General features: G+C 69.0%; 15 protein-coding genes and 1 tRNA gene. 9 read left to right on the top strand and 7 right to left on the bottom strand.

The features are described from left to right. Positions 1-70 precede the first annotated feature (70 nt). Positions 71-146, bottom strand: a tRNA-Ala gene (locus HEQ16_02665). Positions 147-281: 135 nt separating this feature from the next. Continuing rightward, positions 282-650 carry a TIGR02300 family protein gene (locus HEQ16_02660; protein ID MCO4052957.1) on the bottom strand — a complete coding sequence of 123 codons (369 nt, stop codon included), beginning with the start codon at positions 648-650 and terminating at the stop codon, positions 282-284. An 89-nt stretch (positions 651-739) separates the two neighbouring features. Between HEQ16_02660 and aroA the strand changes: the two genes are divergently transcribed. The 3 genes from aroA to HEQ16_02645 all read left to right on the top strand — a co-directional run bounded on the left by aroA (position 740) and on the right by HEQ16_02645 (position 3857). After that, positions 740-2203, top strand: coding sequence for a 3-phosphoshikimate 1-carboxyvinyltransferase (gene aroA, locus HEQ16_02655; GenBank protein MCO4052956.1), 1464 nt, complete (start codon positions 740-742; stop codon positions 2201-2203). Positions 2204-2223: 20 nt separating this feature from the next. Beyond that, complete coding sequence (locus HEQ16_02650) at positions 2224-2847, top strand: (d)CMP kinase (protein ID MCO4052955.1); 624 nt, start codon at positions 2224-2226, stop codon at positions 2845-2847. Positions 2848-3008: 161 nt separating this feature from the next. Then, complete coding sequence (locus tag HEQ16_02645) at positions 3009-3857, top strand: DUF1194 domain-containing protein (GenBank protein ID MCO4052954.1); 849 nt, start codon at positions 3009-3011, stop codon at positions 3855-3857. A gap of 39 nt (positions 3858-3896) precedes the next feature. Here HEQ16_02645 and hrpB read toward each other — a convergent pair whose 3' ends face one another. From hrpB to HEQ16_02630, 3 genes are all read right to left on the bottom strand, one after another. Continuing rightward, positions 3897-6368 (bottom strand): ATP-dependent helicase HrpB, encoded by a 2472-nt coding sequence (hrpB, locus tag HEQ16_02640; protein MCO4052953.1) that lies wholly within the window; start codon positions 6366-6368, stop codon positions 3897-3899. A 55-nt stretch (positions 6369-6423) separates the two neighbouring features. Beyond that, the gene (locus tag HEQ16_02635) at positions 6424-7212 is read right to left on the bottom strand and encodes a class II glutamine amidotransferase (GenBank protein MCO4052952.1); all 789 of its coding nucleotides are present in this window, start codon (positions 7210-7212) and stop codon (positions 6424-6426) included. Between the two features lie 92 nt (positions 7213-7304). Continuing rightward, positions 7305-7778 (bottom strand): hypothetical protein, encoded by a 474-nt coding sequence (locus HEQ16_02630; protein MCO4052951.1) that lies wholly within the window; start codon positions 7776-7778, stop codon positions 7305-7307. A gap of 219 nt (positions 7779-7997) precedes the next feature. On the opposite strand from HEQ16_02630, the gene HEQ16_02625 reads away from it, so the two are divergent. From HEQ16_02625 to HEQ16_02600, 6 genes are all read left to right on the top strand, one after another. Continuing rightward, positions 7998-9395 carry a sodium:proton antiporter gene (locus HEQ16_02625; GenBank protein ID MCO4052950.1) on the top strand — a complete coding sequence of 466 codons (1398 nt, stop codon included), beginning with the start codon at positions 7998-8000 and terminating at the stop codon, positions 9393-9395. Between the two features lie 121 nt (positions 9396-9516). Beyond that, positions 9517-10290: an imidazole glycerol phosphate synthase subunit HisF gene (gene hisF / locus HEQ16_02620; GenBank protein ID MCO4052949.1), complete on the top strand. Its 774-nt coding sequence runs from the start codon at positions 9517-9519 to the stop codon at positions 10288-10290. A gap of 2 nt (positions 10291-10292) precedes the next feature. After that, positions 10293-10613, top strand: a complete 321-nt coding sequence (locus HEQ16_02615) for a phosphoribosyl-ATP diphosphatase (GenBank protein ID MCO4052948.1) — start codon at positions 10293-10295, stop codon at positions 10611-10613. Positions 10614-10680: 67 nt separating this feature from the next. Continuing rightward, positions 10681-11655 carry a type I pantothenate kinase gene (locus HEQ16_02610; GenBank protein MCO4052947.1) on the top strand — a complete coding sequence of 325 codons (975 nt, stop codon included), beginning with the start codon at positions 10681-10683 and terminating at the stop codon, positions 11653-11655. A gap of 48 nt (positions 11656-11703) precedes the next feature. Beyond that, on the top strand, positions 11704-12126 hold the full coding sequence (locus tag HEQ16_02605; GenBank protein MCO4052946.1) for a DedA family protein: 423 nt from the start codon (positions 11704-11706) through the stop codon (positions 12124-12126). A 70-nt stretch (positions 12127-12196) separates the two neighbouring features. After that, positions 12197-12547, top strand: a complete 351-nt coding sequence (locus HEQ16_02600; GenBank protein MCO4052945.1) for a RidA family protein — start codon at positions 12197-12199, stop codon at positions 12545-12547. Positions 12548-12593: 46 nt separating this feature from the next. Here HEQ16_02600 and truB read toward each other — a convergent pair whose 3' ends face one another. Continuing rightward, on the bottom strand, positions 12594-13568 hold the full coding sequence (truB, locus tag HEQ16_02595; GenBank protein MCO4052944.1) for a tRNA pseudouridine(55) synthase TruB: 975 nt from the start codon (positions 13566-13568) through the stop codon (positions 12594-12596). Further along, positions 13552-13983: a 30S ribosome-binding factor RbfA gene (gene rbfA / locus HEQ16_02590; protein MCO4052943.1), complete on the bottom strand. Its 432-nt coding sequence runs from the start codon at positions 13981-13983 to the stop codon at positions 13552-13554. The genes truB and rbfA overlap by 17 nt, the downstream gene beginning before the upstream one ends. Between the last annotated feature and the right edge of the window lie 72 nt (positions 13984-14055).

The following is a 14055-nucleotide window of genomic DNA, read 5'->3' as shown; positions in this document are numbered from 1 at the left end:
GCTCTCCTTCCGCGCCGCCAGTGAAGGCGGGCTGCGACAGGTCTGCCTGTCAGGGGCCAGGGGCAAGATTTGGTGGAGCCAAGCGGGATCGAACCGCTGACCTCCTGCATGCCATGCAGGCGCTCTCCCAGCTGAGCTATGGCCCCACTCTGAGGCAGCCACCCATGGGATGCGGCTGCCGGGTCGTCAATGCCTTGCCGCCGGGGCGAGGCGTTGCGGAGCGGTCTCTACACGCCCCGCGCCGAAGCATCAAGGGGCAAAGCGACCCCTTTTTTGCAGGCTCAGCTTTCCTCGTCGTCGACGATGTCGCCGTCGATGAGGTCGGAGACGTCATCATCGTCCTCCTCATCGGCCTCGAGGAAGGTGTCTTCCTCGTCGGCGGCGATGTCCTCGTCGATGTCCTCGACCACCACGTCCTTGGCGGCGGCCTCGGGCGCGTCGACCTCTTCGAGCGCGACGAGCTCGACCGGGGCGGCTTCCACCTCCTCTTCCTCCTCGTCGCGCACGGGCGCCTTGGCCTGCGGCTCGAAATAGGCACGGGGATAGGCCTGGCCCGAATAGGGCGAGACGACGGGGTCGCGGTTCAGATCGTAGAACTTGCGTCCCGTCACGGGGCAAACGCGCTTGATGCCGAGTTCCGGTTTGGCCACGGTTCTGCTTCCTGGGGCTGAGTTCTGGTTTGGTCGGGTGGCGTTAGTCCGTGTAGGCCTGTCATGTCAATTCTTTTCGGCCCTGCGCCATGGCATGTTGGCGCGCATGCGGTGCCCGTGATAAACGGCCAAGGCTCCGCGCCCGCCCGGGCCGCCCCTCCCGCAGATGGTCCAAAGCGCCCGTGTCCAGCTCCGAAAGCCCGCCCGCCGCCCCCCATGGCCACAGCTCGCCGCAGCCCGCCACTTCGCGCCGGGCCGCCCCCCTCCAGGGCCGCGTCCGCGTGCCAGGCGACAAGTCCATGTCGCACCGCTCAATGATTTTCGGGCTGCTCAGCGTCGGCGAGACGCGGATCTCGGGCCTGCTCGAAGGCGAGGATGTGCTGCGCACCGCACAGGCCGCCCGCGCGCTCGGCGCCCATGTGGTGCGCGAGGGCGATGGCATCTGGCGCGTCCATGGGGTCGGCGTCGGCGGCTTGCGCCAGCCCGGGGGCGTGCTCGATTTCGGCAATGCGGGCACCGGCTCGCGGCTGATGATGGGCGTGTGCGGCTCGCACCCCATCGTCACGACCTTCGATGGCGATGCTTCCCTGCGCAAGCGGCCCATGCGCCGCATCCTTGAGCCGCTGCTGCGCATGGGCGTCACCGTCACCGCGCAGCAGGAGGGCGGCCGGGTGCCGCTGACGCTGCAGGGGCCGGATGAAGCCATCCCCATCAACTACGAAACGCCGGTCGCCTCCGCGCAGGTCAAGTCCGCAGTGCTGCTCGCCGGCCTCAACGCTCCCGGCGAGACGACCGTGATCGAGGCCGAGGCGACGCGCGATCACACCGAAACCATGCTGCGCCATTTCGGCGCCGACGTGCGGGTCGAGCCGCACGGCAGCCATGGCCGCAAGATCGTGCTGAAGGGCCAGCCCGAGCTCAGGCCCGCGCCGATCGTGGTGCCGGCGGACCCTTCCTCCGCGGCGTTTCCCATGGTCGCGGCGCTGATCACCCCTGGCTCCGACATCATCCTCGAAAGCGTGATGATGAACCCGCTGCGCACCGGGCTCATCGCCACGCTGCGCGAGATGGGTGCGCGCATCGATGTCGAGGCCGTGGGCCATGAGGGCGGCGAGGAGGTGGCGACGCTGCGCGTGCGCCATTCCGAGCTGACCGGCGTGACGGTGCCGCCCGAGCGCGCGCCGTCCATGATCGATGAATACCCGATCCTGGCAGTGGCAGCCTCCTATGCGGCGGGGGTCACCCGCATGCGCGGGCTCCATGAGCTGCGCGTCAAGGAATCGGACCGGCTGGCGGCGGTGGCCGCCGGCCTGGCGGCGGCCGGCGTGCAGGCCGCGGTCGAGGGCGATGATCTCGTGGTCCAGGGCGGGGGCGGCGAGGTCGCAGGCGGGGGGCTTGCGCTGACTCATCTCGATCACCGCATCGCCATGAGCTTCCTCGTGCTCGGCATGGCCTCGGCAAGGCCGATGAGCGTGGACGACCGCGACACCATCGCCACCAGCTTTCCCACTTTCCTGCCCATGATGAACGCGCTTGGCGGCGAGATCGCCTGATGGGCGCGACATCTGCACCTCTGGTTCTGGCCATTGACGGGCCGGCGGCCTCCGGCAAGGGCACGCTGGCGCGGCGGCTGGCCGCCCATTACGGGCTGCCGCACCTCGACACGGGACTGCTGTATCGCGCGATCGCCCGCGCCCTTCTCGATGCGGGCGCCGGGCTGGGGGATGTCGAGCGTGCGGTGGCCGCCGCCCGCGCCCTTGACGCCGCAACGCTCGACGAAAGCCGCCTCCGCGGCGCGGAGATGGGCGAGGCGGCTTCGGTGGTTGCGGGGTTCCCGCCGGTCAGGACGGCGCTGGTCGACATGCAGCGCAGCTTTGCGGCGGGGCCGGGCGGGGCCGTGCTGGACGGGCGCGACATCGGCACGGTGATCTGCCCGAACGCTGCGGTGAAGCTCTTCGTCACCGCAAGCCAGACCGTGCGCGCCGCCCGCCGCCACAAGGAGCTCGCCGAGCGCGGCGATGGTCCCGATTTCGACACGGTGCTGGCCGATATCCGCCGGCGCGACGCCCGCGATTCGGGCCGTTCCGACGCGCCCCTCAAGGCCGCGCCCGATGCCGTCATCCTCGACACCTCGGCGCTCGGCATCGCCGAGGCGCTCGCGGCGGCCATCGCGCACGTCGACGCCCGGCGCGCCTGAGGCGCAGGCGCTCCCGTCAGGTCCCTGACCGTGGCCTCGGCCGGTGCGAGCGATCGTGATCGCGGCCGGGCGGGTTGCCCAAGTTCCGGGCTTGCCTTTCCCTCGGGTTGGGACATGCTGTCCATCTGCTGGCGGCGGACAGGCCGGCCATGGAGAGCGCCATGAAGAGGTTTGTGAGCAGCAGGTTCGTCCGCGCCGCCGCCTTCGGTCTGGCCACGTTGGGTTTCGGCACGCTCGCCGTCACGGCGCAGGGCGTCGGTCGCAGCGCGCCGCCCGCGTCAACGCTTCCGGAGGTTGATGTCGCGCTCGTGCTCGCCGTCGACATTTCCTTCTCCATGGATTTGGAGGAGCTGGCCATGCAGCGCACCGGCTATATCGAGGCCCTGCGCTCCCCGGAGGTGCACAAGGCCATCGCCAACGGCGCCACAGGCCGCATCGCGCTGACCTTCTTCGAGTGGGCAGGCGTCAACATCCAGCATCACCTCGTGCCCTGGCGCGTGATCGATTCCGCAGGGTCGGCCATGGCCTTCGCCGAAGAGCTGGAAAGGCAGCCGACACGGCGCGGCCAGCGCACCTCCGTCTCCGGCGCCATCGATTTCTCGGTGCGGCAGCTCGAGGAGGCGCCCGTTCAGGCCCTTCGGAAGGTCATGGACATCTCGGGCGACGGGCCTAACAATTCGGGCAGGATCGTCACGCTGGCGCGCGACGAGGCGCTGAGGAAGGGCATGTCCATCAACGGGCTGCCGATCGCGCTCAAGCGGCCGGGCTATCTCGATATCGACCAGCTCGACATCTACTACGAGGATTGCGTGATCGGCGGGCAGGGCGCCTTCGTCATCGCCATCACCGAGAAGAGCCAGTTCGTGCAGACGATCAAGACAAAGCTGATCATGGAGATCTCCGACGCGCCCGCGGAGCCGGCGCGGCTCATCATCCCGGCCCAGATGCGAACCCCGCGGGTCTCCTGCACAGTGGGAGAGGACATGTGGCGCGACCGCATGCGCAACTGATCCCGGACCCTCGCCCGGTCTGCTGGCTCAAGCCCTCGCTCAGGCGCCGCGCGGCTTGGCCCGCGCGGTGGGCAGGGCCGCCGCCGGATCGTCGGGCCAGAGATGGCGCGGATAACGCCCCTTCATCTCCGCCTTCACCGCCGCCCATGAGCCGCGCCAGAAGCCCGGCAGGTCGCGCGTGACCTGGATCGGCCGGTGCGCCGGCGAGAGCAGTTCCAGCACGAGCGGGACACGCCCGCCAGCCAGCGCCGGATGCTCCTTCAGCCCGTAGAGCTCCTGCACCCTGATCGAGACGGTGGGGCCGGCATCGGCCTCGTAGTCCACCAGCGCCCTGTTGCCGGTCGGAGCCTCGAAATGGCTCGGCGCCTCCCGCTCGATCCGCCGAGCCAGATCCCACGGGATCAGCGCATCGAGCGCGGCGCCCAGATCCTCCGCCTGGATGGCCCCAAGGCCGCTGCGTCCGATGATGTGCGGCGCAAGCCAGGCTTCCGCATCGCGCGCCAGCGCGCCATCGGCCAGATCGGGCCAGGAGCCGGGATCGGCCGCGCTGAGAAACGCCGCCCGTCCCCGCAATGCCATCTGCGCCCGGCTCCAGGGCAGCCGTTCGATCCCCAGCGCCGCTATGCCGCGCGCCAGAAGGATGGCGCTCGCAAGATCGGGCTCGACCGGCATGGCGCGTTCCTGGAGCGTGATCATCCCCAGCTTCCGGCCTGCCCGCCGGCGGAGCGCGCGGGCGGCCGGATCGAAGGCGGTTTCGTCGAAATCGGTCATCGCCGCGCCCGCCACGACCGCGAGGTCGGCCTCGTCCAGCGCGGCGGCGCTGAGGATGCGCGAGGCGGCGGCGCTGCCCTGCATCTCGGCCACCACCAGCCAGCCGGAGCGGGCCAGGGGGTCGTGCGGCTCGATCTCGGCCCCGCGGCCGTTGGCCAGCAGATAGGCCCCCGGCCGGCCCCGGGCCCGCGCGATCCGGTCGGGATAGGCCAGCGCCAGCAGGCCCCCGACCCCAAGGCCCAGGCGGATGTCCGGGCCTGCGCCGGGCGCGGTGCGCGCCCAGCCCTCGGCCATGCGCCGCATGTCCTGCGCCCTCGGGCTGCGATCACGCCCGAAGCGCTCGACGCGCGCGGCGATGTCGGCGCCGTCTCCGCCCAGGCCGCGCTCCACCAGCACGGCGGCAATCGCGGCCGCCTCTGAGCCAGCTCCCGTCTCGCCGGCTTTCAGGACCATGCGAGCCAGACGCGGCGGCAGCGCCAGCCCGCGCAGCTTGCGGCCCATGGCCGTGATCCGCCCTGCCTCGTCCAGCGCCTCGATCCCTCGCAGCATCCGGCCCGCTTCCGCCAGCGCCGGCGCGGGCGGCGCATCGAGAAAGCGCAGCGAACGCGGATCGGTCACGCCCCAGGCGGCGCAATCGAGCAGCAGCGGCGCAAGGTCGGCGGCGAGGATTTCCGGCGTGGCGAATGCGGGCAGGGCGCCCATGCCGGCCTCGTCCCACAGGCGCAGGCACAGCCCCGGCTCGGTCCGTCCTGCGCGGCCGCGCCGCTGATCCACCGCTGCGCGCGAGGCCCGCACGGTGGCGAGGCGGGTGACGCCGACATCCGGCTCGTAGACCGGCACGCGCGCCAGGCCTGAATCGATCACCATGCGCACGCCCTCGATCGTCAGCGACGTCTCCGCCAGCGAGGTGGCCAGCACGATCTTGCGCCGTCCGGGGGCGGCCGGCTTCACCGCCCGGTCCTGCTCGGCCATCTCCATGGCGCCGTAGAGCGGGGCGATGTCGATCGCGGGGTCCGCGATGCGCTGGCCGAGCCGTTCGGCCGTGCGCAGAATCTCGCCCTGCCCGGGCAGGAAGACGAGGATGGAGCCCTTCTCCTGGGCCAAGGCCGTCAGGCACGCCGACGCCACCTCGTCCTCGATCCGGGCGCGCGGATCACGGCCCGGATAGCGGGTCTCGACCGCAAAGGCGCGTCCCTCGCTGGTGATCACGGGGACATCGCCCATCAGCGCGGCCACCCGCGCGCCATCGAGCGTCGCGCTCATCACGACAAGGCGCAAATCCTCGCGCAGCCCGCTCTGCGCATCGAGGGCAAGCGCGAGGCCGAGATCCGCATCGAGCGAACGCTCGTGATATTCATCGAACAGCACGCCTGCGACGCCGTCCAGCATGGGGTCGTCGAGAATCATCCGGGAGAACACCCCCTCGGTGACCACCTCGATGCGCGTCCTCGCGCTGACCTTCGAGCCGAGTCGGACCCTCAGGCCCACGGTCTCGCCCACAGCCTCGCCGAGCGTCGCGGCCATGCGCGCCGCCGCCCCGCGGGCGGCGAGCCGGCGCGGCTCGAGCATGACGAGCTTGCGGCCTGCGGCCCAGGGCTCGTCCAGCAGCGCCAGCGGCACGCGCGTGGTCTTGCCGGCGCCCGGCGGCGCCACCACCACGGCGGCGGCGCGCTGGCGCAAGGCCGCCGCGAGCGGCTCAAGCGCGTCGTCGATCGGCAGCGCTGTCTCGAAGGAACGCATGGCGTCATGTGACGCGCGGGCAGCCCCGATGCAAGCGCCCCGATGAACAGCTGCGTCAGGCGGCGAGCGGCAAACCCACCGTGATCGGCCTTGTCTCCACGCGGCCACGCCGGACCACGACCACGGAGTTCGGAAACAGGGCCTGCCAGCATTCGCGGCGCTCATCCACCGGCTCCGAGGCCACCACGACGTGATGATCCTGCTGGCAGTGATAGAGCGTCGGCGGGCGCTTGTCGGTGGACCAGCGGAAGGCATAGAGCGTCTCGCCATCCGACAGCCCGGCCGCGAAGCGCAGCGGCTCGGTGATCCCGGCGGCGGCCATCAGCGCCACCGCATCGCCAAGCGCGGCGCACATCGCGGCGACAGGCTCCGCCCCGGCCTCGATCCGGGCGAGCGCCATGAGGAAAAGCGCTTCTGAATCGGTGGTGCCGGTGCGCGCGGCATAAAGGTGGTCGGGGATCAGCGCCTCGAGCCGCCGCTTGATCGCCGCATAGCCGCCGATCTGGCCATTGTGCATGAACAGCCAGCGGCCATGGCTGAACGGATGGCAATTGGCGCGCGTCGAGGCCGTGCCCGTGGCGGCCCGCACATGCGCGAAGAACAGCGAGGAGCGTACCTGCCGGGCGATGGAGAGCAGGTTCTCGTCGGACCAGGCCGGCCTGATCTCGCGATAGAGCCCCGGCTCGGGCCGGTCGCCATACCAGCCCAGCCCGAAACCGTCGCCATTGGTGCCCGTCTTGGCCTCGGTGGCGTGGATCGACTGGTGCACCAGAGAATGGCAGGGCGAGGAGACGAACTCTTCGAGAAAGACCGGAACACCCTGATAGGCAAGAAAGCGGCACATCAGCCCGAACCCAGCTTCATTTCCGGAATGTCAAGGCCAGAGTGCGCATCATTCCATGAACAGGCGATGAAGGCAGGGCAAACGCCTCTCCATCAGCCGTCGCAGCGGAAATCCAGCTTGGCCGTCTTGCGCGAGCGGCCGAGCCTCACCTCGATCTCGAGCGGCGCGCAGGTGGCGCCGTCGAGCCAGAAGGCCTTGTGGCCGCGCCCGTCCGCGCCGAAGTGAAAGCCGCCATAGGCGCGCTTGAGCATGATCCGCGGGCCGGTCTTGGCCATCTGCGTGACGGTGACGGAGGCGATGTCCCGCGCCATCTTGTCGGAGGCCTTGCTGTTGCGCGGCCCCGTGAAGGCCAGCGTCACGAGCATCGCGTCAGCCGGATCGCCAACATCGCCCGTGCCCGCAGTCGTGTTCACGAAGCTCCTGCCGGCGTTTGCGATGTTCTCGCTCAGCGCCCCGGCGCGTTCCTTGAACAACTGCACCTTGATGTCATCGATGGCGAACTGCGCCGCAGCGCTGCTGATCGATGCGCCGGCGAGGACAGCGCCGAAGATGACGGAGCGGTACATGAAAGGGGCATCCTCGATCTGCAGCGAATCGGAACGAAGTCTGAGCGGCTGCGGGAGGGCTCCTTGCCTCAAGCAACCGGCGATGGCTAGGCTCCCGGGTCATCGGAACCGCAAATTTCCATCAGGGCGCCGTGAATCACGCTCTTGTGCGCGCGCGCCCACGCCTGATAACGCTGGCGGCACGGGCACTGGGGAGATGAAGACATGCTTGCGAGGCTCATGGTGGCGGCGCTCTGCGCCGGACTGGCGCTGATGCCCGAGCCGGCCCTCGCGGCTGCGGCGCTGGACGGGCGCGGAATGTCCCTGCTCTGGATCGTGCCCTTCGCCGGCCTGCTGCTGTGCATCGCCACCGGCCCGCTTTTCTTCCCGCATGTCTGGGAGCACCATTATGGCAAGTTCGCCGCCTTCTGGTCGGCGCTGGTCATCATCCCGCTTTATCTCAGCTTCGCGCCCCCGGATGCGACGGCCGGCATCGCCTTCGCCATGCTGCTCGAATACGTGCCCTTCATCATCCTGCTCTTCGCGCTCTACACGGTGGCGGGCGGCATCTTCGTCAAGGGCAACATCCACGGCTCGCCGCTGACCAACACCGGCATCCTCGCCATCGGGACGATCCTGGCGAGCTTCGTCGGCACCACGGGCGCCTCCATGGTGCTGATCCGCCCCATCATCCGGGCCAATGACAACCGGGCGCACAATGTCCACGTCGTCGTGTTCTTCATCTTCCTCGTCTCGAATGTGGGCGGCGCGCTGACCCCGCTGGGCGATCCGCCGCTGTTCGTGGGCTTTCTCAAGGGCGTCAGCTTCTTCTGGACGACCACCAACCTCTTCACCGAGACGATGCTGGTGGCCGGCATCCTGCTGGCGCTGTTCTATGCCCTCGACAGCTATCTTTACAGAAAGGAAGGCGTGACGCGCCCCGACCCGACGCCGGACAGCCGCGTCAGGATCATGGGCCTGGAGAGCCTCGTCTTCGTCGCCATCATCATCGGCGCCGTGCTGCTCCGCGCCGAGTGGAAGCCGGGCGTGCAGTTCAGCGTGCTGGGCGTGTATCTGCAATTGCAGGACATCGCCTCGAACCTCATCATGCTGGCGGCGGCCTTGGCCTCGCTGAAGTTCGCCCGCAAGGAATATCGCGAGGCCAACGGCTTCAACTGGGGGCCCATCCTCGAAGTGGCCAAGCTCTTCGCCGGCATCTTCATCTGCATCGTGCCGGTCCTCGCCATCCTCGGCGCGGGCAAGGGCGGGGCCGCGGCCCCGCTGGTGGCGCTGGTCTCGAACCCCGATGGCAGCCCCAACAACGTCATGTATTTCTGGCTCACGGGCGCGCTGTCCTCCTTCCTCGACAACGCCCCGACATATCTCGTCTTCTTCGAGCTGGCGGGGGGCGATCCGCAGGCGCTGATGACCAGGCTCGCCGTCACGCTCGCCGCGATCTCCACGGGCGCGGTCTACATGGGCGCCAACACCTATATCGGCAACGCGCCCAACTTCATGGTCTACGCCATCGCGAAGGACATGGGCGTGAAGATGCCGAGCTTCTTCGGCTACATGCTCTGGTCAGGCGCGATCCTGATCCCGATTTTTGTCTTGGTGACGGTGGTGTTTTTCAGGTGAGGGGGACTGGCTTCCGAGCGACTGCCCGGCTGATCTTGTGTATGGACGCCGCTTCCATCGACGTAGACGACGCCGTCAGAAAGATTTGCCATAGCCAACAGGCTGCAATATCGAGTTGCAAATGCTCAAGACCCGCCTGATCCCCTGCCTCGACGTCAAGGATGGGCGCGTCGTCAAGGGCGTGCAGTTCGTCAACCTGGTGGATGCCGGGGACCCGGTCGAGGCCGCCAAGGCCTATGGCGCAGCCGGGGCGGACGAGCTCTGCTTTCTCGACATTTCCGCGAGCCATGAAGGGCGCGGCATCCTGCTCGATGTGGTGACGCGCACGGCCGAGGCCTGCTTCATTCCGCTGACCGTGGGCGGGGGCGTGCGCACCACCGACGACATCCGCCGGCTGCTGCTGGCCGGAGCCGACAAGGTGTCGATCAACACCGCGGCGGTGAAGCGGCGCGCCTTCGTGCGCGAGGCCGCCGAAAAGTTCGGCGCGCAATGCGTGGTCGTCGCCATCGACGCCAAGCGCGTCACGCCGGGGGCAAGCCCGGCGCGTTTCGAGATCTTCACCCATGGCGGCCGGGAGGCCACCGGCATCGATGCCGTCGCCTTCGCACAGGAGGTCACGGCGCTTGGGGCTGGGGAGCTGCTCGTCACCTCAATGGACCGGGACGGCACCAAGGCAGGCTATGACGTGGAGCTGACGCGCGCCATCGCGGATGCGGTGAGCGTGCCGGTGATCGCATCCGGCGGCGTCGGCGCCCTCGATCACCTGGTGGCGGGCGTGACCGGGGGCCATGCCAGCGCCGTGCTGGCCGCCTCGATCTTCCATTTCGGAACCTACACGATCGGGCAGGCCAAGTCGTACATGCGCGCGGCCGGACTCAGGATGCGGATGGACTGAGCATGGGCTTCACCCTCGCCGATCTCGCCGCCATCGTGGCGGCCCGCGCCAGTTCCGCGCCGGAGGAAAGCTGGACAGCCAAGCTGCTGGCCTCGGGGCCGGAACGCGTCGCCAGGAAGTTCGGCGAGGAAGCGGTGGAGGCGGTGATCGCGGCCGTGCAGGGCGACCGTGCGGCGCTGACGGCCGAGGCCGCCGACGTTTTGTTCCACCTCCTCGTGCTGCTCCAGTCGCGCGCGGTGCCCCTCGACGATGTGATGAGCGAACTCGAGCGCCGCACGGGTCTCTCCGGACTTGCGGAAAAGGCCGCAAGGTCTTCTAATTGACCCGATCGGCGGGCCTTGAGGCGCGTCCGGCAGCGCGTACCGGACCGCGGCGTCCTGAGAGAAAGACATGGACCAGCGCGTGACACCGGCAGCGCCCGCCTTGCCCGATCTCTCCCCCTATCGGGTCTTCACGCGGGATGAGTGGGCCCATCTGCGCGCGGACACGCCGCTGACGCTGACCGTGCAGGACATCGAGAAGCTGCAATCCATCAATGACCCCATCTCGCTCGACGAGGTGGTGTCGATCTACCTGCCGCTGTCGCGCCTGCTGTCGGTCTATGTCGCGGCCGCGCAAGGGCTGTTCCGGGCCACGCAGCGCTTCCTGCAGGCCGAGGATGAGGTGAAGGTGCCCTATGTCATCGGACTGGCCGGCTCGGTCGCGGCCGGCAAGTCCACCACGGCGCGCGTGCTCACGGCGCTGCTGTCGCGCTGGCCCAACACGCCCAAGGTCAAGCTCATCACCACGGATGGTTTCCTGCTGCCCAATGCCGAGCTTGCGGCGCGCGGCCTGATGGAGCGCAAGGGCTTTCCCGAAAGCTATGACAGCGCACGGCTGCTGCAGTTCCTCAGCCAGGTGAAGGCGGGCCATCCGGTGGTGAAGGCGCCGGTCTATTCGCATCTCGTCTATGACGTGGTGCCGGGCGAGGAGATCGCCGTCGAACGACCCGACATCCTCATCGTCGAGGGGCTGAACGTGCTGCAGCCGGCGCGCCTGCCCAAGGATGGCTCCGCGATCCCGTTCGTGTCGGATTTCTTCGACGTGTCGATCTATCTCGACGCGGACGAGGACGATCTGCGCCGCTGGTACATCAACCGCTTCCTCCTGCTGCGGCAGACCGCCTTCCGCGATCCGCGCTCGTTCTTCCGCAAATATGCCGACCTGTCCGAAGCCGAGGCGCTGGAAATCGCCGAGGGGCTGTGGGACCGCATCAACCTGCCCAATCTGCGCGAGAACATCCTCCCGACACGCCAGCGCGCCAGCCTCATCCTGACCAAAGGGGCGAGCCATCGCATCCAGGATGTCGCGCTGAGGCGGCTGTGACGCCGAACGTCGCCTGTCGTGCTTGAAAACCTCGTTTCGCTGGCCACCATGGCCGCATCGGCCTTCCTCGCGGCCACCATCCTGCCCTTTCCGTCGGAGGCCACCTTCGCAGGGCTGCTGCACCGCGGACAGGTCAACGCGCCGGCGCTGTTCGTGGTCGCGACCGTTTTCAACACGCTCGGCTCGATGGTCAACTGGTGGGTGGGCAGGGCGGTGGCCGGGGGCGGCATGGAGCGGCTGCCCGCGCGGCTGAGGCCAGAGCCGGCGACGCTTGCCAGAGGCGAGCGGCTTTTCGCGCGCTTCGGCTGGGTGGCGCTCCTGTTGTCCTGGGTGCCGGGCATCGGCGATCTCGGCACGGTGGCGGCGGGCGCGCTGCGCTATCCGCTGGGACGTTTCGCGCTGATCGTGGGCCTCGGCAAGGGCCTGCGCTATGGCGCGATCTGGGCCGGCTGGATGGCCGTGGCCGGCTGAGGGGTTTGCCCCGTGCCGCAGCTTGCGATAGGACAAAGCCGGAACTTCACTTCAATCAAGGATACCCTTCATGAGCATCGAGCGTTTCGGCGTCGGCCCCCGCATGAGCATGGCTGTCGCCCATGGCTCCACCGTCTATCTCGCCGGGCATGTTGCCAGCGAGCCCAGGGGCAAGTCGGTGGCCGAGCAGACCGCCGACATCCTGGCCCAGATCGAGGCCAGGCTGGTCGAGGCCGGCAGCGACAAGAGCAAGATCCTCAGCGCCAACATCTGGCTGACCGACATGGCCACTTTCGGCGAGATGAACGCGGTCTGGGACAAGTGGGTCGTGCAGGGCCACACGCCGGCGCGCGCCACGGTGAAGGCCGATCTGGCGACGCCGGACTACAAGGTCGAGATCATGGTGACTGCCGCCCGCTGAGGCAGCCAAGGCTCGGCCCAGGGCGAGGCTCAGCCCAACAGAAAGCCTATCCCAGGTGGAACACCCGCCTGGGATGCAGCTCGCCCCGCGCAACCTCACCGATGGCGACAAGCGCGCCGCTCGAGAACACCGCGACCGCCGCCTCATCGATCGGCGCTCCGGCCCCGCGCAGCAGGCAGGACTGGCCGCGCATCAGCCGATTGGCATCGTTGCGGTTGACATGGACCGCCGGGATCTCGCTGAGCGCCCGGTCGACCGGCGTGATGAAGCCCATGACGTCGCCGCCCTCGCGCCGGGCCTGATCCAGCGCGGCCAGCGGCGTTGCGTCCGCCTCGGTGAAGGGGCCGACACGCGTGCGGCGCAGCGCGGTGACATGGCCGAAGCAGCCCAGAAGACGCCCGAAATCGCGGGCCAGCGCCCGCACATAGGTGCCCTTGCCGCATTCCGCCTCGAAGGTGGAGCGGCCATCCTCGTGCCCCACCAGACGCAGCGCGTCGATCTCGACCGGGCGCGGCTGGAGCGTCACCTCCTCGCCCTCGCGCGCCAGATCATAGGCGCGCTCGCCCGCGATCTTGATGGCGGAGTATTTCGGCGGCACCTGCAGGATCGTGCCGGTGAATCGCGGCAGGATCGCCAGGATCGCCGCTTCGTCCGGCCTGTCGGCGCTGCTGTGCGTGACCTCACCCTCGGCATCGTCCGTCGCGGTCTCGGCGCCCCAGGTCACGGTGAAGCGGTAGGCCTTGCGCCCGTCCATGACGAAGGGCACGGTCTTTGTGGCTTCACCCATCGCAACGGGCAGCAGGCCGGAGGCGAGCGGATCGAGCGTGCCGGCATGGCCGGCCTTCTTGGCCTGGAAGGCGCGCTTCACCACCGCAACGGCATGGGTCGATGTCTCGCCCACCGGCTTGTCGAGGATGAGCCAGCCGTGGATGTCACGCTTCTTGGGTCGGGGGGCCGACGGGGCATCGGCCGCGGCGGCGGGCTCCTGGATCAGGCTTGCCATGTCAGGCCTCGTCCGCATCGTCAGCGGTCGTTTCGGAAGGCTTGCGCAGGTCGCGCTGCACCTTGTCGGAATGGAGCAGGCGGTCGATGCGCAGCGCCTCGTCGAAGGCCTCATCGCGGCGGAAGCGCAGATCGGGCGCAAATTTGAGATTCACGCGGTGCGCGATCTCGCCGCGCAGGAAGCGCTTGTGCTGGTCGAGCGCGGCGATGACCGGCTTCTCGTCCTGTCCGCCAAGGGGCATGATGTAGCAGGTGGCGAGCTTGAGATCGGGCGACAGGCGCACCTGCGTCACCGAGATCACGTATTTCGCCAGAACCGGATCATGGATCCCGCCGCGCGAGAGGATGGCCGCCAGCTCGTGGCGGATCAGTTCGCCCACGCGCAACTGCCGCTGCGTGGGGCCCTTGGGCGTCTTGGAGCTGGGTTTGGCCATGGTTCGCTTTCCGGGCTCGGACCGGCAGGACCGTCAGCCCGGAATGCATGATCCCGGGCCCGTCTGGTTAGG

This window comes from Bosea sp. (in: a-proteobacteria) (genome assembly GCA_023910605.1).
GTDB lineage: Bacteria > Pseudomonadota > Alphaproteobacteria > Rhizobiales > Beijerinckiaceae > Allobosea.
The sequence above is the reverse complement of the archived record's forward strand: the minus strand, read 5'-3'. Positions and strand labels throughout refer to the sequence as shown.